Source organism: Actinacidiphila rubida, assembly GCF_900110255.1.
Lineage (GTDB): Bacteria > Actinomycetota > Actinomycetes > Streptomycetales > Streptomycetaceae > Actinacidiphila > Actinacidiphila rubida.
On record NZ_FODD01000023.1, the window covers coordinates 116436 to 138508 of the forward strand.

At 74.2% G+C, this 22073-nt stretch carries 23 protein-coding genes; 10 read left to right on the forward strand and 13 right to left on the reverse strand.

The features are described 5' to 3' along the window. Window positions 1-103: 103 nt before the first annotated feature. Window positions 104-1990 carry a Na+/H+ antiporter NhaA gene (nhaA, locus tag BMW99_RS23025; RefSeq protein WP_069465007.1) on the forward strand — a complete coding sequence of 629 codons (1887 nt, stop codon included), beginning with the start codon at window positions 104-106 and terminating at the stop codon, window positions 1988-1990. Window positions 1991-2108: 118 nt separating this feature from the next. On the opposite strand, the gene BMW99_RS23030 is transcribed toward nhaA, so the two are convergent. From BMW99_RS23030 to cobF, 3 genes are all read right to left on the reverse strand, one after another. Continuing rightward, window positions 2109-2342, reverse strand: a complete 234-nt coding sequence (locus tag BMW99_RS23030; protein WP_075017444.1) for a DUF6296 family protein — start codon at window positions 2340-2342, stop codon at window positions 2109-2111. 138 nt (window positions 2343-2480) lie between these two features. After that, window positions 2481-3245, reverse strand: a complete 765-nt coding sequence (locus BMW99_RS23035; protein WP_075017445.1) for a cobalt-precorrin-6A reductase — start codon at window positions 3243-3245, stop codon at window positions 2481-2483. Between the two features lie 28 nt (window positions 3246-3273). Continuing rightward, window positions 3274-4050: a precorrin-6A synthase (deacetylating) gene (gene cobF, locus BMW99_RS23040; RefSeq protein WP_075017446.1), complete on the reverse strand. Its 777-nt coding sequence runs from the start codon at window positions 4048-4050 to the stop codon at window positions 3274-3276. 210 nt (window positions 4051-4260) lie between these two features. Between cobF and nicT the strand changes: the two genes are divergently transcribed. Next, on the forward strand, window positions 4261-5397 hold the full coding sequence (nicT, locus tag BMW99_RS23045; RefSeq protein WP_245791592.1) for a Nickel transporter NicT: 1137 nt from the start codon (window positions 4261-4263) through the stop codon (window positions 5395-5397). Between the two features lie 58 nt (window positions 5398-5455). Here nicT and BMW99_RS23050 read toward each other — a convergent pair whose 3' ends face one another. Both BMW99_RS23050 and BMW99_RS23055 read right to left on the reverse strand, forming a co-directional pair. Then, a complete protein-coding gene (locus BMW99_RS23050) occupies window positions 5456-6280 on the reverse strand; it encodes a putative protein N(5)-glutamine methyltransferase (RefSeq protein WP_075017447.1) in 825 nt (274 codons plus the stop codon). 263 nt (window positions 6281-6543) lie between these two features. Then, entirely contained in the window at window positions 6544-7164 is a 621-nt protein-coding gene (locus BMW99_RS23055; protein ID WP_075017448.1) for a hypothetical protein, read from the reverse strand. Window positions 7165-7529: 365 nt separating this feature from the next. On the opposite strand from BMW99_RS23055, the gene BMW99_RS23060 reads away from it, so the two are divergent. After that, window positions 7530-8630: a baeRF3 domain-containing protein gene (locus tag BMW99_RS23060; protein ID WP_107451582.1), complete on the forward strand. Its 1101-nt coding sequence runs from the start codon at window positions 7530-7532 to the stop codon at window positions 8628-8630. A 100-nt stretch (window positions 8631-8730) separates the two neighbouring features. Next, window positions 8731-9780, forward strand: coding sequence for an RNA polymerase sigma factor SigJ (sigJ, locus tag BMW99_RS23065; protein WP_079138479.1), 1050 nt, complete (start codon window positions 8731-8733; stop codon window positions 9778-9780). Window positions 9781-10094: 314 nt separating this feature from the next. Here the strand turns inward: sigJ and BMW99_RS23070 are convergent, their stop codons facing one another. The 4 genes from BMW99_RS23070 to BMW99_RS23085 all read right to left on the reverse strand — a co-directional run bounded on the left by BMW99_RS23070 (window position 10095) and on the right by BMW99_RS23085 (window position 13966). Next, complete coding sequence (locus BMW99_RS23070; protein WP_069463966.1) at window positions 10095-11360, reverse strand: helix-turn-helix domain-containing protein; 1266 nt, start codon at window positions 11358-11360, stop codon at window positions 10095-10097. 443 nt (window positions 11361-11803) lie between these two features. Further along, window positions 11804-12538, reverse strand: coding sequence for a L,D-transpeptidase family protein (locus BMW99_RS23075; protein ID WP_069463965.1), 735 nt, complete (start codon window positions 12536-12538; stop codon window positions 11804-11806). Window positions 12539-12647: 109 nt separating this feature from the next. Continuing rightward, window positions 12648-13181, reverse strand: coding sequence for a GNAT family N-acetyltransferase (locus BMW99_RS23080; RefSeq protein WP_069463968.1), 534 nt, complete (start codon window positions 13179-13181; stop codon window positions 12648-12650). Between the two features lie 191 nt (window positions 13182-13372). Next, complete coding sequence (locus BMW99_RS23085; RefSeq protein ID WP_177226093.1) at window positions 13373-13966, reverse strand: SRPBCC family protein; 594 nt, start codon at window positions 13964-13966, stop codon at window positions 13373-13375. A gap of 280 nt (window positions 13967-14246) precedes the next feature. On the opposite strand from BMW99_RS23085, the gene BMW99_RS23090 reads away from it, so the two are divergent. Continuing rightward, entirely contained in the window at window positions 14247-14657 is a 411-nt protein-coding gene (locus BMW99_RS23090) for a universal stress protein (RefSeq protein ID WP_079176149.1), read from the forward strand. Between the two features lie 22 nt (window positions 14658-14679). Here the strand turns inward: BMW99_RS23090 and BMW99_RS23095 are convergent, their stop codons facing one another. Together BMW99_RS23095 and BMW99_RS42705 are read right to left on the reverse strand one after the other, a co-directional pair. Continuing rightward, window positions 14680-15309: a winged helix-turn-helix domain-containing protein gene (locus tag BMW99_RS23095; RefSeq protein ID WP_079176147.1), complete on the reverse strand. Its 630-nt coding sequence runs from the start codon at window positions 15307-15309 to the stop codon at window positions 14680-14682. Window positions 15310-15399: 90 nt separating this feature from the next. Next, entirely contained in the window at window positions 15400-15528 is a 129-nt protein-coding gene (locus BMW99_RS42705) for a hypothetical protein (protein ID WP_265737208.1), read from the reverse strand. 169 nt (window positions 15529-15697) lie between these two features. Here BMW99_RS42705 and BMW99_RS41390 point away from each other — a divergent pair, with 169 nt between their 5' ends. Continuing rightward, window positions 15698-15841, forward strand: a complete 144-nt coding sequence (locus BMW99_RS41390; RefSeq protein ID WP_177226094.1) for a hypothetical protein — start codon at window positions 15698-15700, stop codon at window positions 15839-15841. 91 nt (window positions 15842-15932) lie between these two features. On the opposite strand, the gene BMW99_RS23100 is transcribed toward BMW99_RS41390, so the two are convergent. Then, window positions 15933-17162: an acyl-CoA dehydrogenase family protein gene (locus BMW99_RS23100; protein ID WP_075017451.1), complete on the reverse strand. Its 1230-nt coding sequence runs from the start codon at window positions 17160-17162 to the stop codon at window positions 15933-15935. A 162-nt stretch (window positions 17163-17324) separates the two neighbouring features. Here BMW99_RS23100 and BMW99_RS23105 point away from each other — a divergent pair, with 162 nt between their 5' ends. Next, window positions 17325-17972 (forward strand): TetR family transcriptional regulator, encoded by a 648-nt coding sequence (locus BMW99_RS23105; RefSeq protein ID WP_069464779.1) that lies wholly within the window; start codon window positions 17325-17327, stop codon window positions 17970-17972. 89 nt (window positions 17973-18061) lie between these two features. Here the strand turns inward: BMW99_RS23105 and def are convergent, their stop codons facing one another. Then, window positions 18062-18607: a peptide deformylase gene (gene def / locus BMW99_RS23110; protein ID WP_176735555.1), complete on the reverse strand. Its 546-nt coding sequence runs from the start codon at window positions 18605-18607 to the stop codon at window positions 18062-18064. Between the two features lie 167 nt (window positions 18608-18774). On the opposite strand from def, the gene BMW99_RS23115 reads away from it, so the two are divergent. From BMW99_RS23115 to BMW99_RS23125, 3 genes are all read left to right on the forward strand, one after another. Then, window positions 18775-20013, forward strand: a complete 1239-nt coding sequence (locus tag BMW99_RS23115) for a MurT ligase domain-containing protein (RefSeq protein ID WP_069464778.1) — start codon at window positions 18775-18777, stop codon at window positions 20011-20013. Window positions 20014-20055: 42 nt separating this feature from the next. Then, the gene (locus tag BMW99_RS23120) at window positions 20056-20784 is read left to right on the forward strand and encodes a type 1 glutamine amidotransferase (RefSeq protein ID WP_069464777.1); all 729 of its coding nucleotides are present in this window, start codon (window positions 20056-20058) and stop codon (window positions 20782-20784) included. Window positions 20785-20997: 213 nt separating this feature from the next. Beyond that, window positions 20998-22023, forward strand: coding sequence for a 6-phosphofructokinase (locus BMW99_RS23125; RefSeq protein ID WP_069464776.1), 1026 nt, complete (start codon window positions 20998-21000; stop codon window positions 22021-22023). Window positions 22024-22073 lie beyond the last annotated feature (50 nt).

The window sequence follows — 22073 nt, forward strand, 5'->3', positions numbered from 1 at the left end:
GGTTCCAGCGGCGGGGGTACGTTCCGTGCCATGATCCCGACGCGCCGGGTGGGGGCCCGTCGTGCCAGGGTTGAGGCAGCGAACGGCATTGCGAGGAGGCTGGATGTTCCGGGGGTTCACGGCACCGTGGTCCGGGCGGACCGAACGCGAGGGTCCGTCGTCCACGTCACCGTGGGCGTTCATCCGTACCGAGACCGGCAGCGCCGCGGTGCTGCTGGCGGCGACGCTGGCGGCGCTGGCGTGGGTGAACATCTGGCCGCACGGCTACGCGTCGGTGTGGTCCACGCGCCTGTCGGTGGAACTGGGCGGGCACGGCGTGGACATGGACCTGCGCGAGTGGGTGAACAGCGGTCTGATGACGCTGTTCTTCCTGGTCGTGGGGCTGGAGGCACGGCGCGAGTTCGACATGGGCGAGCTGCGTGACCGGCGGCGCGTGCCGCTGCCGATGCTCGCGGGCCTGATCGGCATGGTGGTGCCGGTGGCGCTCTACCTGTCGCTGAACGCGGGCCACTCGACGAGTCACGGGTGGGGCGCCGCGATGTCGACCGACACCGCGTTCGCGCTGGGCATGCTGGCGTTGCTCGGCTCGCGGTTCCCGCGCCGGCTGCACACCTTCATCCTCACCGTGGCCGTCGTCGACGACCTGCTGGCGCTGGTGGTGATCGCCGTGGCGTACAGCGAGCACATCTCGTGGCCGGCGCTGGCGGTCGGCATCGGCGTGATGCTGATCGTGTGGGGGGTGCGCAGTGCCGGGGTGCGGCGGGGCGCGGTGTACGCGTTCCTGGGCGTGGTCGCGTGGGTGGCGTTCGTGCACTCCGGCGTGGACCCGGTGGTGGTGGGCCTGCTGATGGGCCTGATGTCGTACGCCTATCCGGCGCCGCGGGACGCGCTGGAGCGGGCCAGCGGCCTGTTCCGCAACTTCCGCGAGCAGCCGACGGCCGAGCTTGAGCGGGAGGCGCGGCTGGGCATCGCCTTCGCGGTGTCCCCCAACGACCGGCTCCAGCGCATCTGGCACCCGTGGAGCAGCTACGCGATCGTCCCGGTGTTCGCGCTCGCCAACTCGGGCATCCAGCTGAGCGGCTCCGTGCTCGCCGACGCGTTCACGTCACGGATCACGCTGGGCATCCTGCTGGCCTATGGGATCGGCAAGCCGGTCGCGATCGTCGGCACGTCGGCGCTGGCCACCAAGCTCAGCCGGGGCCGGATGCGGCCGCCGGTGGGCTGGGGGGCGGTGCTGGGCGGCGGCACGATCGCCGGGATCGGCTTCACCGTCTCGCTGCTGATCGCCACGCTGGCCTTCCACGGCGAGCAGCTGGCCGAGGCGAAGATCGGCGTGCTGACCGCCGTGGTGCTGGCGATGGTCGACACGACGCTGGTGGCCCTGGTCATCGAGCGGATGCCGAAGGCCCGCCGGGCGCGGGCGCTGCTCGGCACGGCGCAGTCGGTGGTGGACCTGTCGGATCCGGTGGACCCGGACTGCGACCACGTCCGCGGCCCGATGGACGCTCCGGTGACGATCGTGGAGTACGGGGACTTCGAGTGCCCGTACTGCGGTCAGGCCGAGAGCGTGGTCCGGGAGGTGCTCGCGGACTTCGGCGACGTGCGCTACGTGTGGCGCCATCTGCCGCTGACCGACGTGCATCCGCACGCGCAGCTGGCCGCGGAGGCCGCGGAGGCGGCCTCGCTGCAGGGCCGGTTCTGGGCGATGCGGGACCTGCTGTTCGAGAACCAGGACGCGCTGGGCATCAAGGACCTGCTCCGCCACGCCGAGGAGATCGGCCTGGACCTGGACAAGTTCCGCGAGGCGCTGCGGGCCCGCAAGGGCGCCGCGCGGGTCGCGCGGGACGTGGAGTCGGCGGACAGCAGCGGGGTCGCGGGCACGCCGACGTTCTTCGTCAACGGCCGCCGCCACCAGGGGGCGTACGACGTCGACAGCCTGTCGCACGCGGTGGTCGCGGCGCGGGACCGGGCGCTCCTGCTGGACGACTGACGGGGACGGGTGCCGTGGGCGGCCGGCGCCCCGAGGACGGGCGCCGGTCCCCGGACACGGTGCGGGGCGGACGGGCAGGTGCCCGTCCGCCCCGCGCCGCTGCGCCGGGGATCCGGTGTCAGGGCTCGTCGTCGGGCCGTACGGCGGTGGGGAGCCCCGGTTCCTGGTGGCCGCCGCTGGCCATCATCCGCACGTCGCCCTCGGGGCTGATCTCCGCGCGGACGATTCCGGAGTCGTCCTCGTAGATGGGGTTGCCGCCCGCGCCCGCCCTGTCGGTGCGGTGCACGACGATGGTGTCGTCCCCTGCGGCTTGGGCAGGGAAGACCAGTTCGTAGCGTTCGGGAAATTCCATGCAATGCCTCCCGACCAGGTCGTGAGGGGCCGTGCGCCCCTCCACCCGTCTCGCGGCCCCACCCATCATCCCCCCGACGTCCGCGGGACGCACATCTCCGTCACGAATGGTGTCCGAGTCGTGACACGCCGCGTTCGGTCAGGGAGTTGCGCCTGGTGGGAGGGCGTGCGGGAGGGCGCGCAGCCAGGCGGCGGCCTCGGCGGGGGTGCGGGCGACGGGCACGCCGGACGGGGGCCGCGGGCGGCGGACGACCAGCACGGGCAGGCCGAAGGCGCGGGCGGCGGCGAGCTTCGCGGCGGTCGCGTCGCCGCCGCTGTCCTTGGTGACCAGTACGTCGATCCGGTGGTCGCGCATCAGGCGCAGCTCGTCCTCGACGGTGAAGGGGCCGCGGGCGAGCACCAGGCGGTGGTCGGCGGGCAGCGGCGGGGCGGGCGGGTCGACGGAGCGGACGAGGCAGAAAAGGCGGGTGGCGGCGAAGGCGGCGAGGTCCTGCCGGCCGACCGTGAGGAAGGCCCGGGTGCCCAGCGCGGGCAGGAGGGCGGCCGCCTCGGCGAGAGTGTCCGCAAGGTGCCAGCGGTCGCCGGGGCCCGCGTTCCATCCGGGCCGGCGGACGGCGAGCAGCGGGACGGCGGCGGCCGACGCGGCGTCGGCGGCGTGGCGGCTGATCGCGGCCGCGAAGGGGTGGGTCGCGTCGACGAGGGCGCCGGCGCGTTCGGCGCGCAGCCAGCCGGCGAGGCCGGCGGCTCCGCCGAAGCCGCCGCTGCGGGTGCGCCCGGCCGCGGGCAGGGGTGCGGCGGTGCGGCCGGCGAGCGACAGCGTGACGTCGAACGCGGTGTCGCCGTCGAGGAGCCGGGCCAGTTCCCGGGCCTCACCCGTGCCGCCGAGGATCAGTACCCGCCGCATCGGCGGGCCCGCGGGCCGGCGGCGGCGTTCACTGCCGGCCCGCCGGGCGGCGCAGGAGGTAGGTGTCCATGATCCAGCCCTTGCGGGCCCTGGCCTCCTCCCGGACCTGGGAGATGCGGACGGCGAGCGCGGTGTCCAGGGGGCCGGAGAGCAGGATCTCGTCGGGTGTGCCGAGGTAGGCGCCCCAGTAGATGTGCAGGCCCCGGCCGGCCAGGGCGGCGAACGCCTGGCGGGCGTCGAGCATGACCACGATGTCGTCGGGACCGTCGGGCAGCCCCTCCTCGGCCAGCCGCCGCCCGGTGGTGATCCGCACGGGCCGCCCGACCTGGTTCAGCGTGGTGCGGTGCCGGGCGGTGAGCGCCGACACGCTGCTCACGCCGGGCACGACGGCCCACGTGAAGTCGGCGGTGCCGCGCGCGTGCACCTCCTCCAGGGCGGCGAGTGTGCTGTCGTAGAGCGCCGGGTCGCCCCAGACGAGGAACGCGCCGCACTCCCCCTCGGCCAGCTCGTCGAGGACGAGCCTTTCGTAGGCGTCGGCGCGGCGGCGCCGCCAGTCGTCGACGGCCGGGGCGTACGCGGGCGTGGCCGCGGTCCGGTCCCGTGCGGGGTCGGGGACGACGGCGACGCGGTGCGGCTGCCGGGCGTGCTCGGCGAGGATCGTCCGGCGCAGGGCCGCCAGATCGTCCTTCTCCTCGCCCTTGTCGAGGAGGAAGAACACGTCGGTGGCGCCGATCGCCCGGACCGCCTGGAGGGTCAGGTGCTCCGGGTCGCCCGCGCCGATTCCGATGACCTGGATCCGTTTCACGGACGGGAGTCTGGCACAGGCGTGCGGCCGGCCCGCACGCCCCCGTGCCGCTTCCGATGCTCCCGGCGGGCGACCGCGGCCCGCGTGGCGCGCGCATGAGGGCAGGTCGCCGGGGGTAGTCAGATCACGGGCCGCCTTATTGCAAGTGAGTTGCAACTAGTAGTGTGTGGCGCGAACGACGGCGACGGTGTGACCACGGAGGACGACACGATGACCACCACCCTCGGGGACCAGGCCGTGGAGGCCTCCGGCCGGCGCCGCCTGGCGCTGTCGATGTCCCGCGCCGAGTGGACGCGGCTCGGCGGCATGGCCGCGTTCATCGTGGCCCTCCACGTGATCGGCTGGTTCACGCTGGTGGCGATCGTCGCGCCCGAGCACTACAGCGTCGGCACCAAGTCGTTCGGCATCGGCATCGGGGTCACGGCCTACACGCTCGGCATGCGGCACGCGTTCGACGCCGACCACATCGCGGCCATCGACAACACCACCCGCAAGCTGATGGGCGAGGGCAAGCGCCCGCTGTCCGTGGGCTTCTGGTTCTCGCTCGGCCACTCCAGCGTCGTCTTCGTCCTGGCGTTCCTGCTCTCGCTGGGCGTGCGGGCCCTCGCGCACCCGGTGGAGGACGACGGCTCGCAACTGCACAACGTGACGGGCTGGATCGGCACCACGATCTCCGGCGCGTTCCTCTACCTGATCGCGTTCCTCAACCTGATGATCCTCGCCGGGATCTGGAAGGTGTTCCGGCGGATGCGGCACGGCGACTTCGACGAGGCGGCGCTCGAAGAGCAGCTGGACAACCGCGGGTTCATGAACCGGCTGCTGGGCCGCGTGATGAAGTCGATCACCAAGCCGTGGCAGATGTACCCGCTGGGCCTGCTGTTCGGGCTGGGTTTCGACACGGCCACCGAGATCGCCCTGCTGGTGCTGGCCGGTTCCGGGGCCGCGTCCGGGCTGCCCTGGTACGCGATCCTGTGCCTGCCCGTGCTGTTCGCGGCGGGGATGTGCCTGCTGGACACCATCGACGGCTCGTTCATGAACTTCGCCTACCAGTGGGCCTTCTCCAAGCCGGTCCGCAAGGTCTACTACAACCTGACGATCACCGGCCTGTCGGTGGCCGTCGCGCTGCTCATCGGCACCGTCGAGCTGCTCGGCCTGGTCGCCGACAAGGCGGGCCTGCACGGGGCGTTCTGGGACTGGGTCGGCGGGCTCGACCTGAACGTCGTCGGCTATGTGATCGTCGGGCTGTTCTTCGCCACCTGGGCGGTCGCGCTGGCGGTCTGGAAGTTCGGCAACATCGAGGAGAAGTGGTCGGCGGGGCTGCGGCCCGCCGACCAGCAGGCCGACTGAAACCCGGACCGGTCCCGCCGCCGGGCCCGGCCCACGGGCACCGGCGACGCGAGCGGTCTCAGGGGGTCCTGACGCCGGTCACGACGGTGGCGCCCCGCTCGTCGTCCTCCGCGAGGTGCGCCTCCAGCCCGGCGCCGCGCACGGCGGCGACCGCCGCACCGGCCTGCCGTTCGCTGACCTCGCACAGCACTGCCCCGCCGGGCGCCAGCCACTGCCGTGCCCCATCCGCGACCCGGCGCAGCAGGTCGAGGCCGTCCGTGCCGCCGTCCAGCGCCATCAGTGCCTCGTGCTCGCGCGCCTCGGACGGCAGCAGCGGGACCTCGCCGGTCGGCACGTACGGCACGTTGGCGGCCAGTACCGCCACCGTGCCGCGCAGCCGCCCCGGCAGCGCGGCGAACAGGTCGCCCTCGTGGACGCTGCCTCCGGCGGGCAGGACGTTGCGGCGGGCGCAGGCCACCGCGGCCGGGTCCAGGTCCGCGGCGTGCAGCTCCGCGCCGTCCAGGTGGGCGGCGAGCGCGACGCCCAGCGCGCCGGACCCGCAGCACAGGTCGACGACGACCAGCGGTGCCGGCCGGTCCTGCGCCCGGGCGAGCGCGATGCCGCGTTCGACCAGGAACTCGGTACGGCGCCGCGGCACGAACACCCGGTCGTCGACGGCGATCCGCAGGCCCATGAACTCCGCCCAGCCGACGACGTGTTCCAGCGGCACTCCCGACGCCCGCCGATCGACCTTGGCGGCCAGGTCCGCGGGTCCTTCGGCGGCGGCGGTCAGCAGCCGCGCCTCCTCCTCGGCGAAGACGCAGCCGGCCGCGCGGAGCGCCAGGACCACCTCGGCCTCGGTGAGCACGGGCGGCTGGAGCCGTTCGGCGGAGATGTCGGGCATGGAGTGGTGAGGGCCTTTCGGGACGGGCGCGGCGAGCGTGGTGCGGCCGCGAGCGTACCGAACGTCCCCGGGCCCGTGCCGCCCGCCAGGCCAACGGGCCGCGGTGGCCTCACGAGCGGCCTTGAGGGTGGCCCCACGAGTGCCCTCGCACGTGGTCCCGCGGGTGGGCGCGGCGGGGCGGCCGGCGCTCGCCGGGAGCACCGGGACCGGGCCACCGCACCTCCGCCCGACTGCCCGGACGTGGGCTCCCGTTGGCGGCCGGGTCAGTAGCGCTGGGCCTGGGCGACGCGCGGGAACAGCGGCTTGTCCACGTCCTTGATGGTGAAGGCGACGGGCGACGCCTTCTTGCCGGCCTTGACGTCCTTGGCACCGACGAAGGCGGTGTCGACCACCTTGCCGCCGGAGTCGGTGAACTCGACCTTCACCGCGTAGGAGGCGGTGGACCCGCCGTGGTTGGTGATGGTCACCAGCGCGGCGTGCAGGCCGCCGGTCTGCTCCGTCGGCAGCCCGGTCAGGTGCACGTCCTGGCCGGCGTTGCCCGGCCCCGACACCTTGGCCAGCTCGGCCTTCGCCGCCGCCTGGTCGCCGGTCGCCTTCGCCTCGACGGACGCCGCGAAGCTGGAGGCGACCGCGCCCGCGGAGGAGGCCGCCGTCGACGCCGCCGCGGACGCGGCCGACTGCGCCTGCGAGGCGAGCGACTCCAGGCTCGACGGCAGGCCGCCGGCGGGCTGGGAGGCGGGGCTGGCGGATCCGCTCGCGCCGCCGCCGGAGTCGTCGCACGCGGTGAGCCCCGCGAAACCTCCGGCGGCGAGCGCGACGAGGGCCGCGGCGGTGGCGGAGCGCAGCCGGAGACCGGGGCCGGCGGGGGCGGGCGAGGGGCTCACGGCGGGCTCCTGGGGGTCGGCGGGCGGTCCGGACGGCCTGGATGGCCTGGATGGCCTGGATGGCCTGGTCTCGACGATCCGGACGGCCTGGGCGGTCCGGATGTCCTGGATGGCCTGGACGTTCCCACGGTGGGGCCGCCCGCCGCGCCGCGCAGCCCCGGTGGGCCGGGCGGGTGACCGGGCGGTCCCCCGCCCGCCGCGAAGCCGCAGGTGGACGGGCGCTGCGGCTGCGGAAGTCGGCGGGGTGCGCTATCCAGGAAGGGACAGAGCGACCCGCGCCGCGCGCCGCGCGGCTGTGCGCGGCGGCCACGTCCGCGGTCGCCCTCGCGGCCGCCGCCGCCGGAAAGGTGTCCCCCATGCCGTCCCTGCACCAGCCGCTGACGCCCGCCGTCCTCGCCGACCTCCGGCGTCCCCGCAAGTACCCCGCGGTCTCGGTCCTGCTGCCCACCCATCGGCGCGAGCCCGACAACGCGCAGGACGCGGTCCGGCTCCGGAACCTCCTGGAGGAGGCGAAGGAGGCGGTCCACGACGATCCGGAGGTGTCCCGGGCCGATCGCATCGACGTGATCGGCCAGCTGGACCAGGCCCTCGGCGAGGTGGACCTGGTGCACGCGGAGGACGGCCTGGCGATCTTCGCCGCGCCGGGCGAGCACCAGGTGTGGTCCCTGGGCCGGTCGGTGCCGGCCCGCGTCCTGCTCGCGCAGACGTTCCTGACCCGCAACCTCGTCGCCGCGCACGCGGCGAACCAGCCGTACTGGGTGCTCGCCCTGGACTCGGAGATCGCGACCCTGTGGAGCGGCGGCCGGCAGCACATGCCGGAGGCGGCCGACGAGGGCCCGTTCCCGGTGCGGCGCCCGGAGGTGGACTTCGACCCCGAGCGGCAGGAGCAGATCGGCGACACGCCCAGCACGTTCAGCGACGAGGAGACCCGCAGGTTCCTGCGCGAGGTCACCGAGGCCGCGGGCACCGTCCTGGCGGCCGACCCGCGCCCGTTGTACGTGGTCGGTGAGACGGAGGCGCTGAGCGCCCTGGACGACGCGGGCCCGGTGGTCAGGGAGGCGGTCGCGAGGATCGCCCAGGGCGGCCTGGCCCAGGGCCCCGGCAGGGCGCTCGGCGACGCGGTCAGGACGGCGGACCGGGAACGCGACGAGCGGCAGCTCACCGACGTGCTCACGGACCTGGACCGGGCGCGCAGCCGCAAGGCGTTCGCCGGCGGCGTCGACGAGGTGTGGAGCAGCGTCTCCGAGGGCCGGGCGTCGCTCGTGGCGATCGAGGACGGGTACCGCGTCACGGTCCGCGACAACGGCGAGCACCTGGTGCCGGCGTCCTCCGACGAGCGGGGCGCGCGGGACGACATCGTCGACGAGATCGCGGAGCAGGCGCTGGACTCCGGCGCACGGGTGCACTTCGTCCCCGACGGCAGCCTCACCGGCTCCGGGAACATCGCGGCGGTCCTGCGCTACTGACGGGAGCCGCGGACGAGACGTGCGTCACACTTGCCCCGGCGATGTCACGCAGGAGCCCCCGCGACCGCTCTTAGGGGAAACGCTCCTCGGGAGGCTCATCGTGACCGACACGCTCGCCCAGCACCGCGCGGCCGACCAGGGCGACCGCGCGACCGAGGTGTTCGTCGGCCACCGTGAGCTGCTCTTCTCCGTGGTGTACAACATGCTCGGCACCGTCTCGGACACCGAGGACGTGCTGCAGGAGACGTGGCTGGCCTGGTCGCGGCACAGCGTGCGGCCGTCGCGCGAGGAGATCGACAACCCGCGGGCGTACCTGGTGCGGATCGCGGTCAACCAGGCGCTGGCGCGGCAGGCGAGCATCAGCCGGCGCCGTGAGACGTACATCGGGCCGTGGCTGCCGGAGCCGCTGCTCACCAGCGCGCCGGAGACCCACGACAGCGCCCAGGCCGAGCGGGCGGCCGACGCCTCCGAGTCCGTGCTGCGCCACGAGTCGGTGTCGATGGCGCTGCTGGTGGTGCTGGAGACGCTGACGCCGCTGGAGCGCGCGGTGTTCGTGCTGCACGAGGTGTTCGGCTACCCGCACACCGAGATCGCCGAGATCCTCGGGCGCAGCGCCGCCGCGATCCGGCAGCTCGCGCACCGGGCCCGGGAGCACGTGCAGGCCCGCAGGCCCCGCTACCGGGCGGACCCGTACCTGCGGCAGCGGGTCACGGAGCGGTTCGTCGCGGCGGCCGTCGGCGGCGACCTCGGCGCGCTGATGAGCCTGCTCGCGCCCGACGTCACGCTGTGGACGGACGGCGGCGGCAAGGCCCGCTCGGCGCTCCGTCCGGTGCAGGGCCGCGACAAGGTCGCGCGGCTGCTGAACGGGTACGCGGACAAGCGGCTGCCGCGCAGCCTCGACGTCCAGTACCGGCACGTCAACGGCGACCCGTCGGCCGTGGTGTTCTCCGGCGACTCGCCGTATGCCGTGATGATCGTGGACCTCAGTCCGGACCACGACCACGTGACGGACGTCTACCTCGTCACCAACCCCGACAAGCTGCAGGGCGTGCGCCTGGAGAAGGACCAGGACGCGCCCGGCCCCGGAGCCGGCGGTGCCGGGTCGGCCGACGGCCGCCCGGGCACCGCTGACCCGGGGGCCGCCGGGTGAACCCCCGTACCGGAGCGTCGCGGCCCGAACCTGACGGGACGCACCCCGGTCACCCGGCGGCCCCCGACCCCGCCGCCCGCGCGGCCGGCGCGGGGCGTCTCCGCGCCATGTGACGGTCCGGCGGGTCCGGCGCGTGGGCACCCCACCCCGCCGCCATCGTCATATGCCCGGCGGATAATATGACACTCGTAGTTCAGACGGCCGGACGGCCGGCAGCTGGTACCACGGGGGTGACGAGCTGCCGGGCCGTCCGCGCGTCCGACGGCGGCGGCCGGGGCCGGTCGCCGCCGGTTCCCGGCCGGCCCGGCCCGCCGTCAGACGCGCGCCGCCAGACGGGCCGCGGGGACGGCGTGCGCGGCCTCCAGGTGGCCGTGGTGCCGCACGAACGTCCGGACGTGGCGCAGCATCCGGTACTCGTACCGGGTGCCCCTGCGCACCTGGAGCAGCGAGGCGTCGGCGAGCTCGGCCAGCAGGCACATCGCCTCGGTGCGGCTGAACTCCGCGTCCAGCGTGTCCAGTTCGGGGCCGTCGCTGGCGACCGGGCCGGGCAGTGCGGCCAGCCGTGCCATCAGCGTCTGCTGAGGGGCGGTCAGCAGGTCCCAGCTCCAGCGCAGGCTGCCGGTCAGCGAGCGCTGGTGCGGCAGCAGTGAGAGGTCGGGGAACCCCAGGAGTTCCAGGCCGTGTTCAGGCGCCAGGAGCGCCGAGACCGGCACCGAGCGCAGCCGGTGTGCGGCGAACTCCACCAGGCGCGGCAGGCCGTCCAGTTCGCGGCACAGCGCGCGCACGGCGTCGGCGGAGACCGTCACCTCCTGCTCCACACACCCGCTGGCGATCCGCTGCTGCATCAACTGCGCGGCGGCGCCCGGATCCAGCGGCGCCGTCTCCCACAGGCCGGCGTCGGCCAGCGCCGGGGCACGGCGGCTGGTGAGCACCAGGCGCAGGTCGGGCCAGGTGCCGCGGAGTTCGTCCACCAGCAGCGAGGTGACCTGCGGCAGGTGCTCGGTGGTGTCCAGGACCAGCAGCGCCGGTGCGCCGGCCTGCCGGGTCGCGACCGGGCCCAGCACCGCGTCCACGGCCTGCCGGGCGGCCGAGAGCCGCACGGCGATGTCACCGGCGAACGCGGCCGACGTGCCGGGGACGCGGCCGAGTTGCGCCACGGCGACACCACCGGGGTAACGGCGGGCGGTGCGTTCCGCGGCGGCCAGCGCGAGCCGGGTCTTGCCCACACCGCCCGGTCCCGTGAGGACGGTGACGGGATGGGCGTCGACGAGCGCGGACAGCCGATCGAGCTCCGCGTCCCGCCCGATCAGCGGTGTCCGGGGCGGTCGTGGCCCGCGCCAGTGCGCCGGCGCGGGCGGTCCCGCCGGGCGCGGCACGCCGGCCGGGGCCCGTCCGGTCCGGGCGCGCGGCTCCGGATCGAGGACGGAGAACAGCAGGTCGAGGGAGCTGCGCCGGGGGCTCTGGATCCGCCCGCGTTCCAGGTTGCGTATGGTCCGTACGCTGATCCCCGAGCGCTCCGAGAGTTCTTCCTGCGTCCAGCCCTTCTGGGTCCGTAACGCCAGGAGTAAGTCCTGCCTCATCCCCGCACCTCGCCGGGCGGCCGCGACGCGGCGGCCGTCGGGGCGGGCGGGGCGGACGCGTGCTGCCGGCCCTGGCAGCACGACCCGAGTTGGAGTGACACGTGGTCACGCCCCCCTTGTCGTCGCTCGCATGTCGGTCGGTCGGTCCGTTCTGGTCGATGCTGCGCCGCGGCGCGCCCAGGTCCCCGTCCTGCATGGCGCCGCCGGCCGATGCGGCCGCCGCCCGCGGAAAGCGCGGGTCGGCCGCGCCGCATCATGGCACGGCGGATCAAGCAACGACGAGTGGCACTCGGCAACCGGTTTTCCACCGCGCGTGACGGCGGACGCGCGCGGCAACGCTCCCCTGACCTGTGCGGACCGGCCGATCCCGGGCGATCTCCACCAGCCGCACCCACGGTATCCCTTGGTGAAGTTTTTACCTGGGGCCGAGTGGTGACGGTCCGTCAGTAGCGCGTGACCGCGGTGCTGCCGCCGGTGGTGCCGATCGCGATGTGCGGCTTGGCCGACGGCTCGAGCCAGGCGGTGAGCGCGGTCATCGCCGAGGCCGGGACCGACACGCAGCCGGCCGTGGCTCCGCTGCCGTTGACGTGCAGGAAGATCCCGGCGCCGCGGCCCTTGACCGGCGCCGCGTAGTTGAAGTCGATGACGACGGCGTGCGCGTACTGCACGGGGTACCGGTCGAGGTGCTCCGACTCGCTCGCACGGCAGTCCGCGGGCAGCGGGCTGACCCAGCGGTTGTACGAGGTCGAGGCGACGTCCTCGCACCACCACGAGGACGGCGTGACGGCCCGGTAGGGCAGCGTGGTGCCGGCCGGGGCCGCCGTGTTGCCGAACGCGAAGGGCAGCCCGTACAGGCCGGTCGGGGTGGTGTCCGTGTCCTGCCGGCGGGTGGCGCCGTCGGCGAGCCCGCGGGCTCCGAACCGGGCGGGGGCGCTGCCCACCAGCCGCCAGCGCGAGCCGGACCTCGCCCACCAGCCGACCGTCCCGGTGGTCGCGGACAGGCTGCTCGCGACCGCGGTGACGAGCTGGGTGCCGCCGCCGGTGTCGGCCATCGTCACCGGCAGGGTGACCGGCTGGGCCGCGGGGGGCGTGCGGTGGACGGTGCCGCCGGGGCCTGGGGCCAGCACGAGGCCCAGGGCGGCGGCCGAGGCGAGGGCGAGCGGGGCGGCGTTGAGCACGGGAGCCTCCAGCGGGTCCGTACGGGCAGGGGGAGGCCCGCTCGGCGCGCGCCGGTCCCCGTTGCCGCAGATCTATCACGCGGCCGCCCCGCCCGGGGTGCGACCGCGGTCAGCCGCGCGGTGCGTCCAGCTCCGTGCGCCAGTCGTTGCACCGGATCGGGTTGCCCTTGGGGTACTCGAAGTCGCACTCCCCCATGAGCGCGAAGCCGGCCTTGCGGCAGACGGCATTGGACGCGGTGTGCCGCACCTTCGGGAAGGCGTGCAGGCGGCGGCGCGTGCCCTGGGCCGCGGCCTGCGCGGTGACGGCACGGGCCGCGGCGACGGCCACCCCGCGCCCCTGGAACTCCGGCAGCACGCCCCAGCCCGTCTCGAACACGGGCTCGTCCTGCCAGGTGATGCCCCAGAAGCCGATGGACCCGGCCACCTCACCCGTCTCCTCGAGCAGGACGGCGTACATCCGGCCGTCGTCCCCGCCGATGCGCTGGTAGCGCGCGTGGCGGTCGAGCAGGGCCTGCTCGCTCTCGGGTCCGCCGAGGTGCTCGGTCATCTCCGGGGCGTTGGTGCGGCGCAGCAGCCACAGGTCGTCCGGCGACCACGGGCGGAGCCGGACTGCGGCAGGCGTGCGGCCAGGTGAGTTCTCCATGCCGCGCACGGTACGCCGGGGGTCCGACAGCGGACCCGGGCAGGCGGGGCGGGGTCCTGGGGCGCAGGACGGGCGTCCGGGCCGCACGAGGGGCCCCGGACAGAAGAGTGCCCCGGCCGGGACGGGGGGACCAGGCCGGGGCAGACAGGGGGAGGACGGTTCGGCGCCGCCACTCGTCTTTAGTTTAACACTCAATGAGCGTAGTCGAAGCCGTGCGGCGCGGCACTGGTCCGCATCGCGGTCCCGGCGGGCACGGCGGGCCCCCCCGGGGCTCCGGCCGCCTCTCCCGCGGCTCCCTGGGCGGCGGCGGCCGGCGGGGCGGCGAGGGGGCCGTGCAGGGGCGCCGCGGGGGTGAGGACGCCGCCGAGGACGTCGCAGAACTTGCGGCCGTCGGCAGGCAGGTCCCGCCGCCAGGCCATGGCCACCAGGGGGGCCATGAGGACCAGGGCGGCACTGAGCGAGCTGGTGACCGACAGGCGCACCAGCGTCCCGTCGGCGTGCGGCAGGAGGTCGAAGGCGTACAGGGGCACCTGGGTGCCGAACGGGCTCCACATGCGCTCGCCGCGGAACGCTATCCGCCGGCACGGCTCGAAGTCCGCGCACACCAGGACGTGCGGACGGCGCCTGCCGGGGAACCGGTAGTGGTAGACCGCGTGGGGGCCGGGGGTCACGAAGGTCGCTTCGACGGAGGCGACGCCGGAGCTCCAGAGGGCGAGATTGCGGGCGTCGGCGAGAAAGTCGAAGACCTCCGCGGCGGGCCTAGACACGAACACGTTCGTGGACACGCTCGGCATCACAAACCTCCCCGGTAGCGGCGTGGACGGCGTGCCGCGCGGGCGCAGGACCGGGTGGGGCGGTGCGTGCGCCGGGCGGCGGCGAGCCGCCTGTTTCACTCCTCTCGAAAAGCGTGCCCCGCAAAAGGTCACATGTCGTGGCAATGAGCCCATTCGGGTGAGAACGCCCAGTGATCGGAGTGGGGTGGGCCGGGCCGGGGGCCGATAGCCTGACCGCGTGGAGGAACAGCAGGTACCGGCGCGGTTCGAGCGCGGTACGGACGGCCCCAAGATGATCGTCGCCGGCCTCGACGGGTCCGAGTCGTCCTGGCGGGCGGCCGCCTATGCCGCCGGACTGGCCCGCCGGCAGAACGCCACGCTCGCACTGGTGTACGTCCAGCCCTACCTGCCCGGCGGCGCGGCACTGGGCGTGCCGGTGTCCGAAGCGGAGACCGGGGTCGCCGAGCAGCTGCTCGCCCAGATAAGGGAGTCCGTGGAACGGGTGCGCGACACCTTCCGGGTCCGGTGGGAGTTCCACACCTTCCGCGGCGACCCCTACAACGGCCTGGCGACGGCCGCCGACCAGCTCACCGCGGACGCGGTCGTGGTCGGCGCCTCGGAGCGCGCCGGGCACCGGTTCGTCGGCTCGGTCGCCGTCCGGCTGGTCAAGACCGGGCGGTGGCCGGTCACCGTCGTCCCGTGACCCGGCGCGCTGGGCGGGCCGGCTAGCCCGCGGCCGGCGCGGGGGCGTACTTGTAGCCGACCCGCCGCACGGTCACGATGCTCCCCCGGTGTTCGGCACCGAGTTTGCGGCGCAGCCGGGCCACGTGAACGTCCACCGTCCGGCCGTCGCCGATGTGGCCGTATCCCCACACCGTGGTGACGAGCTGGTCGCGGGTGTGCACGCGGTGCGGGTGGGCGACCAGGTGGGCGAGCAACTCGAATTCCAGGTAGGTGAGTTCGAGCGGCCGGCCGTCGACCTCGGCGATCCTGCGCTCGGTGTCGACGCGCAACGGGGAGGCGTCGTCGGGCGCGGGCGGCGGCCCGGCCGACGCGGCGGCACCGGGCTCCGCGGGCACCAGGACGAGGTAGCCGACCATCGGCGTCCCGCCGGCGACGGCGGCGAGCACGTGGCCGGGGGCGGGCATCCAGGTGGCGCCGGGCGGCAGGAAGTCCGGAGCGGGCGGCGCCTCGTCGCCGCGCACGGCACGCAGGTGCGGCCGGGCGGCGGCCTGGCCCGGCGCCGTGAGGGCGCCGGGCGCGGACGCGTGCGGGCCCGCGGAGCCGGCGGGGCGGGAGGGCCGGGGAGGGCCGGCCGGAGCGGTCAGGGGCGGGATGGAGGTCACGTTCGACATGGGTTCGGCTCTTTCGCGCGAAGGGTCGTGGGACTCCGTGTGCGCGGGACCGGGGTGCTGACGGCGGCGGCCGGTGCGGCCGCGGGCGGGTCAGCGGGAGGTGCGGGTCCGCGCGGGGATCGCGCGGCAACACCAGCGGTCGAAGTGGTACTCCTGCCGGGACGGCCAGAAGGGCTCGAGGTCGAGTCGACCTGTCCCGGTGTCAGTAGCGCTGGCCATGCCCCCCATTGAACCAGACGGGGCACGCGGGATGTGAGGGGTCCGGCCGCACGGGCCGGTGGTGGCGGACGCCCGGCACGGGCGGGACGCGGCGCTCGGGCGGCGCGCCCCGGGCGCCGCGCGGGGAGAGCGCGGGTTTAGGCTGGGTCGTCCACTGAAGGAGACCACCATGCAGATCCACCACCTGATGAGCCTCGCGGTCGACAACTCGTCGGGCCCGGGGCCGGTGATGCGCACCGTCCTCGTCGGCTCGGTGGTCGGCGTCGTGCTGCTGGCGTGGTTCGTGCTGCGCGGCTACGGCAAGAAGGACTAGCCGGAACGACGGGCGGGGACGGCGCCGGTGCGCCGCCCCCGTTCCTGTGCCGTCTCGTGTACCGGTTCCCGTACCGCCGCGGAACGGTCGCTCAGCGGATCGGCAGCCCGGACAGCGTGCGGGCGATCACCAGCCGCTGGATCTCGCTGGTGCCCTCGAAGATCGTGTAGATCGCGCTGTCCCGGTGCATCCGCTCCACCGGGTACTCCCGGGTGTAGCCGTTGCCGCCGAGGATCTGGATGGCCTGGGCGGTGACCTTCTTGGCGGTCTCGCTGGCGAACAGCTTGGACATCGAGCCCTCGGCCGAGGTGAAGGGCCGGCCGGCGGTCGCCATCCACGAGGCGCGCCACACCAGCAGCCGCGCGGCGTCGATCTGGGTGCGCATGTCGGCCAGCTGGAAGGCCACGCCCTGGTTGTCGATGATCGGGCGGCCGAACTGCTCGCGGCCGGTGGCGTATTCGAGGGCGTACTCGTAGGCCGCCCGGGCGGTGCCGACGGCCATCGCGCCCACCGCGGGCCGGGACGCCTCGAACGTGGCCATCGCGGCGTTCTTCACACGCTCCCCGTCGCCGCTGCGGGCGCGCTCGCGAGCCCGGGCGAGGCGCTCGTCGAGCTTGTCCTTCCCGCCGAGCAGGCAGTCGCCGGGGACCCGGACGCCGTCGAGCACGACCTCGGCGGTGTGCGAGGCGCGGATGCCGTGCTTCTTGAACTTCTGGCCCTGGGAGAGGCCGGGGGTGCCCGCCGGGACGATGAAGGAGGCGTGGCCCTTGGTGCCGAGTTCCGGGTCGACGACGGCGACGACAACGTGGACGTTGGCGATGCCGCCGTTGGTGGCCCAGGTCTTGGTGCCGTTGATCACCCACTCGTCCTTGGCCTCGTCGTAGACGGCCCGGGTGCGCATCGCACCCACGTCGGAGCCGGCGTCGGGCTCGGAGGAGCAGAAGGCGGCGACCTTCACATCGTCCGCGTCGCCGTACATCTGCGGGACCCAGGTGCCGATCTGCTCCTCGGTGCCGTTGGCGAGCACGCCGACGGCGGCCAGCCCGGTGCCGACGATGGACAGGGCGATCCCCGCGTCGCCCCAGAACAGCTCCTCCATCGCCATCGGGATGCCGAGGCCGGTGGGGTCGAAGAACTGCTGGGCGTAGAAGTCCAGGGAGTACAGTCCGATCTTGGCCGCCTCCTGGATGATCGGCCAGGGGGTCTCCTCGCGCTCGTCCCATTCAGCGGCGGCCGGGCGCATCACGTCGGCGGCGAACCCGTGGATCCAGTCCCGCACGGACTTCTGGTCGTCGTTGAGCTCGAGCGAGAAGTCGCCCATGGTCCCCTCCACGTGCTGGTTACTTGCGGTAACAGCAGTCTGTTACCGACGGGTAAGGAATGTCAACTCCCCCCTACCCGGACGAACGGGACCCTGTGGGGTGTTACGTTGCGCAGACCAGCGGATATCGAAGCTGGATTCGAACACCACAGGGAGGCGTCGGTGGAGACCGGCCAGCGCGGGGACCAGCGGACGGCCAGCGAGCGGCGGCGACACGAGCTGCTCGAGGCGGCCGAGCGCGTGGTACTGCGGGACGGCCCCGAGGCATCCATGAACGCGATCGCCGCCGAGGCGGGGATCACCAAGCCCATCCTCTACCGGCACTTCGGCGACAAGAGCGGCCTGTACCGGGCCCTGGCCCGCCGCCACACCGACGCGCTGCTCGGCACGCTGCGCGCCGCCCTGGACTCCCCCGGCGACCGCAGGGACCGGGTGGAGGCGACGCTGCACGCCTACCTGTCGGCGATCGAGTCCCGGCCGCAGGTCTACCGGTTCCTGATGCACCCGGCGGAGACCCCGGCCGGCGACGGCGAGAAGGGTTTCGACGTCGGACGGCACACCGCCCCGCTGCTGCGGCGGATGGGCGAGGACCTCGCCGAGGTGATCGCCGAGCGCCTGGACCTCGGCCCGGACGCCCCGCTGGTGGCCCGCGTCTGGGGCCACGGCATCGTCGGCATGATGTACGCCGCCGGGGACTGGTGGCTGGGTGAACGCCCCTGCACGCGCGACGAGTTGGTGCGCAGTCTGGCCGACCTGCTGTGGGGCCGGCTGGCCGCGGTCGAGGACCGGGCAGGCAGCCAGGGCTTCTGAGCCGCCCGCGGCCGACCCGGCCGGGCGGACGCCCCCACGACTCGGCGCCCCGGCCGCGCGCCGGCCGGCCGCGCCCGCTGCGCGCCGGCTCACACGCCCCCGGACCGCTCGGCCCTGCGCGCCCCGCGCAGGGCTCGGTAGCGGCGCAGGCCGCGCAGCCGGTCGGTGTAGACGGTGCCCTCCAGGTGGTCGTACTCGTGCTGCAGGCACCGGGCGAAGAACCCGGTGCCGCTCACGGTCAGGGCGTTCCCCATCGCGTCGAACCCCTCGAGCGCCGTCTCGTCGTAGCGCCGGGTGCCCGCCTCCACCCCGGGCACCGACAGGCACCCCTCGGCGCCGGTGACCTCGACGCCGTCGAGGAGCACCAGCCGCGGGTTGACCAGATGGCCGAGGTGCCGGACGTCCTCGTCGTCGGGGCAGTCGTAGACGAACACCCGCAGCGGCACGCCGATCTGGTTGGCGGCCAGGCCCACTCCCCCGGCCGCGTACATCGAGGCGAACAGGTCCTCCACCAGCCGCAGCAGGGGGGCGCCGAACTCGGTCGCCGGGCCGCAGGGAACGTGCAGCACGGGGTCGCCGAGCAGCCGAACGGGGTGAACGGTGCCGGTGCTGCCGGGAATACTGCCGCGTCGCATGCGGCTCAGCGTATGCGGCGGCCGGGGCGCCGCGGTGCCAGGTCGCCGCGCGGAGTCGATAGGCTGAGCCCGACCGGAACCCGCAGGCCGGGCGATCGGCCGAGGGAGCGGAGGTCCGGCCCCGCCAGGGCAGCGGCGCGGCCGGGAGTCGAGGAGGAACACAGACGATGTCAGGCAACTCTGAACCGCTGTCGCCGCGGGCCAAGCTGGCCGTGACGGCGGGCAGGGCCGCGGCGGCGGTGTCGCGTGTGGCGGGCCGCGGCAGCGGATCGGTGATCGGCGGCCGGGTGGCGCTCCGGTTCGACCCGGACCTGCTGGCCAGACTGGCCCGGCACCTCGACGTCGTGCTGGTCTCGGCGACGAACGGCAAGACCACGACGACCCGGCTGCTCGCCGAGGCGCTGCGGGCCAACGGCCAGGTGGTGTCCAACGCGCTGGGCGCGAACATGCCCGCGGGGATCACCTCGGCGCTGGCCGGCGGCTCGGAGGCGCGCTACGGCGTCATCGAGGTCGACGAGAAGTACCTGGCGGGCGTCGCCCGCGACGTCTCGCCGAAGGCCATCGCGCTGCTGAACCTCTCGCGCGACCAGCTGGACCGGGCCGCGGAGACGCGGATGCTCGCGGAGAAGTGGCGCGAGGGCCTGGCCGGCGTCGACGCGATCGTCATCGCCAACGCGGACGACCCGCTGATCGTCTGGGCCGCCTCGTCGAGCCCGACCGTGGTGTGGGTGGCGGCCGGGCAGGAGTGGAAGGACGACGCCTGGTCCTGCCCGTCCTGCGGCGGCGTCCTGCAGCGCCCGTCCGAGGACTGGTACTGCGCCGAGTGCGGGTTCCGCCGGCCCACGCCCACCTGGGCGCTGTCCGGCGACCACGTCGTCGACCCGTACGGCGTCGCCTGGCCGATCCACCTCCAGCTGCCGGGGCGGGCCAACAAGTCCAACGCGGCCGTGTCCGCCGCCGCGGCGGCGGCCTTCGGCGTCGACCCCAAGGTCGCGCTGGAGCGCATGTACAAGGTCCAGGCGGTGGCCGGACGGTACGACGTCGTCACCTACCAGGACCGCCAGCTGCGGCTGCTGCTGGCGAAGAACCCGGCCGGCTGGCTGGAGACCTTCTCCCTGATCGACCAGCCGCCCACCCCGGTGATCCTGTCGGTCAACGCGCGCGGCGCGGACGGCACGGACACCTCGTGGCTGTGGGACGTCGACTACACCCGGCTCGCCGGGCACCCGATCCTGGTCATCGGCGACCGGAAGATGGACCTCGCGGTGCGGCTGGAGGTCGCCGGCCTGCAGTTCATGGTCTGCGCCGACCTGGACGAGGCGGTGCGCTCGGCGCCCCCCGGCCGGATCGAGTCGATCGCCAACTACACCGCCTTCCAGGACCTGCGCCGCAAGGTCGGCAACTGACCCTCGCCGACCGGTGCCGGCACCCGACAAGGAGAAGCACGCATGAACGAGTCCAGCCTCCGTCTGGTCTGGGTCTACCCCGACCTGCTGAGCACCTACGGCGACCAGGGCAACGCGCTGGTGGTCGAGCGCCGCGCGCTGCAGCGCCGGGTGCCCGTCTCCCGGGTCGACGTCCGCTCGGACCAGCAGATCCCCACCTCCGGTGACATCTACCTCATCGGCGGCGGCGAGGACCGGCCGCAGCGGCTGGCCGCCGAGCGGCTGCGCCGCGACGGCGGGCTCAACCGTGCGGTGGCCAACGGCGCCATCGTGTTCTCGGTGTGCGCCGGCTACCAGATCCTCGGCCACGAGTTCGTCAACGACCTGGGCCGGCCGGAGCCGGGCCTGGGCCTGCTCGACGTGGTCAGCGTGCGCGGCGAGGGCGAGCGGTGCGTCGGCGACGTGCTGGCCGACATCGACCCCCAGCTCGGCCTGCCGCCGCTGACCGGTTTCGAGAACCACCAGGGCGTCACCCATCTCGGTCCGGCCGCCCGCCCGCTGGCGCGGCTGAGGGTCGGCAAGGGCAACGGGACCGGGGACGGCACCGAGGGCGCGTTCAACGACACCGTGTTCGGCACGTACATGCACGGTCCGGTGATGGCCCGCAACCCGCACATCGCGGACCTGATGATCAAGCTGGCCCTCGACGTCAACGCCCTGCCGCCGGTGGACGACCAGTGGTACGACGCGCTGCGGGCCGAGCGGATCGCCGCCGCGGTGCAGCCGGCCTGACCGGCCTCCCGGCCCGCGGCCGGGATGTTCATCCGGCGGTCCCGATCATGGCAGGGCGCCGTCGGTCCGTGTTCGGGTCGTGTTCGGGCAATCGTCAGGCGTCCGCACTGCGGTCGCCGTGGAGGCGGGCCCGCACGGCTCGGTAAACTTGCCGCGATCCATCCGGACGACGGGGTCCGGCCGTCCGGTCGAGGTGCAGGAGTAGCGAGAGCAATGCGTATTGGTGTACTGACCAGCGGCGGCGACTGCCCCGGACTCAACGCCGTCATCCGGTCCGTCGTGCACCGCGCCGTCGTGGACCACGGCGACGAGGTCATCGGCTTCCACGACGGGTGGAAGGGCCTGCTGGAGTGCGACTACCGCAAGCTCGATCTGGACGCGGTGAGCGGCATCCTGGCCCGCGGCGGCACGATCCTGGGCTCGTCCCGGGTGCAGCCGGCGCACCTGCGCGGCGGTGTGGAGCGGGCCAAGGGCCACGTGACGGACCTCGGTCTCGACGCGATCATCCCGATCGGCGGCGAGGGCACGCTCAAGGCGGCCCGGCTGCTGTCCGACGCGGGCCTGCCCATCGTGGGCGTGCCCAAGACCATCGACAACGACATCGCCTCCACCGACGTCACCTTCGGTTTCGACACCGCGGTGATGGTCGCCACCGAGGCGCTGGACCGGCTCAAGACCACCGCCGAGTCGCACCAGCGGGTGCTGATCGTCGAGGTCATGGGCCGGCACACCGGATGGATCGCGCTGCACTCGGGCATGGCGGCCGGCGCGCACGCGATCCTGGTGCCGGAGCGGCCCTTCGACGTGACGGAGCTGGCGCAGGTCGTCGGCGAGCGCTTCGAGGCGGGCAAGAAGTTCGCCATCGTGGTGGTCTCCGAGGGTGCCAAGCCCCGTGAGGGCACGATGGACTTCACGTCGGGCGCGACCGACATGTACGGCCACGAGCGGTTCACCGGCGTCGCCAACCAGCTGTCCGTGGAGCTCGAGGAGCGGCTGGGCAAGGAGGCCCGCCCGGTGATCCTCGGCCACGTCCAGCGCGGCGGCACGCCCACCGCGTACGACCGCGTGCTGGCCACCCGCTTCGGCTGGCACGCCGTGGAGGCCGTGCACAACGAGCGGTTCGGCATGATGACGGCGCTGCGCGGCACCGACATCACGCTGGTTCCGCTGGCCGAGGCCGTCGAGCACCTGAAGACGGTGCCGGCCGAGCGCTACATCGAGGCCGAGTGCGTGCTGTGAGCCGCTGACCCGTCCGGGCCCGCATCACCTCGGACCGCCCCCGGCCGCGA

Coding starts and splice junctions, on each gene's coding strand:
- nhaA (WP_069465007.1), top strand. CDS start 104: ATGTTCCGGGGGTTCACGGCACCGTGGTCCGGGCGGACCGAACGCGAG.
- BMW99_RS23030 (WP_075017444.1), bottom strand. CDS start 2,342: ATGGAATTTCCCGAACGCTACGAACTGGTCTTCCCTGCCCAAGCCGCA.
- BMW99_RS23035 (WP_075017445.1), bottom strand. CDS start 3,245: ATGCGGCGGGTACTGATCCTCGGCGGCACGGGTGAGGCCCGGGAACTG.
- nicT (WP_245791592.1), top strand. CDS start 4,261: ATGACCACCACCCTCGGGGACCAGGCCGTGGAGGCCTCCGGCCGGCGC.
- BMW99_RS23050 (WP_075017447.1), bottom strand. CDS start 6,280: ATGCCCGACATCTCCGCCGAACGGCTCCAGCCGCCCGTGCTCACCGAG.
- BMW99_RS23070 (WP_069463966.1), bottom strand. CDS start 11,360: ATGAGGCAGGACTTACTCCTGGCGTTACGGACCCAGAAGGGCTGGACG.
- BMW99_RS23080 (WP_069463968.1), bottom strand. CDS start 13,181: ATGGAGAACTCACCTGGCCGCACGCCTGCCGCAGTCCGGCTCCGCCCG.
- BMW99_RS23090 (WP_079176149.1), top strand. CDS start 14,247: ATGATCGTCGCCGGCCTCGACGGGTCCGAGTCGTCCTGGCGGGCGGCC.
- BMW99_RS23095 (WP_079176147.1), bottom strand. CDS start 15,309: ATGTCGAACGTGACCTCCATCCCGCCCCTGACCGCTCCGGCCGGCCCT.
- BMW99_RS42705 (WP_265737208.1), bottom strand. CDS start 15,528: ATGGCCAGCGCTACTGACACCGGGACAGGTCGACTCGACCTCGAGCCC.
- BMW99_RS41390 (WP_177226094.1), top strand. CDS start 15,698: ATGCAGATCCACCACCTGATGAGCCTCGCGGTCGACAACTCGTCGGGC.
- BMW99_RS23100 (WP_075017451.1), bottom strand. CDS start 17,162: ATGGGCGACTTCTCGCTCGAGCTCAACGACGACCAGAAGTCCGTGCGG.
- def (WP_176735555.1), bottom strand. CDS start 18,607: ATGCGACGCGGCAGTATTCCCGGCAGCACCGGCACCGTTCACCCCGTT.
- BMW99_RS23115 (WP_069464778.1), top strand. CDS start 18,775: ATGTCAGGCAACTCTGAACCGCTGTCGCCGCGGGCCAAGCTGGCCGTG.
- BMW99_RS23120 (WP_069464777.1), top strand. CDS start 20,056: ATGAACGAGTCCAGCCTCCGTCTGGTCTGGGTCTACCCCGACCTGCTG.
- BMW99_RS23125 (WP_069464776.1), top strand. CDS start 20,998: ATGCGTATTGGTGTACTGACCAGCGGCGGCGACTGCCCCGGACTCAAC.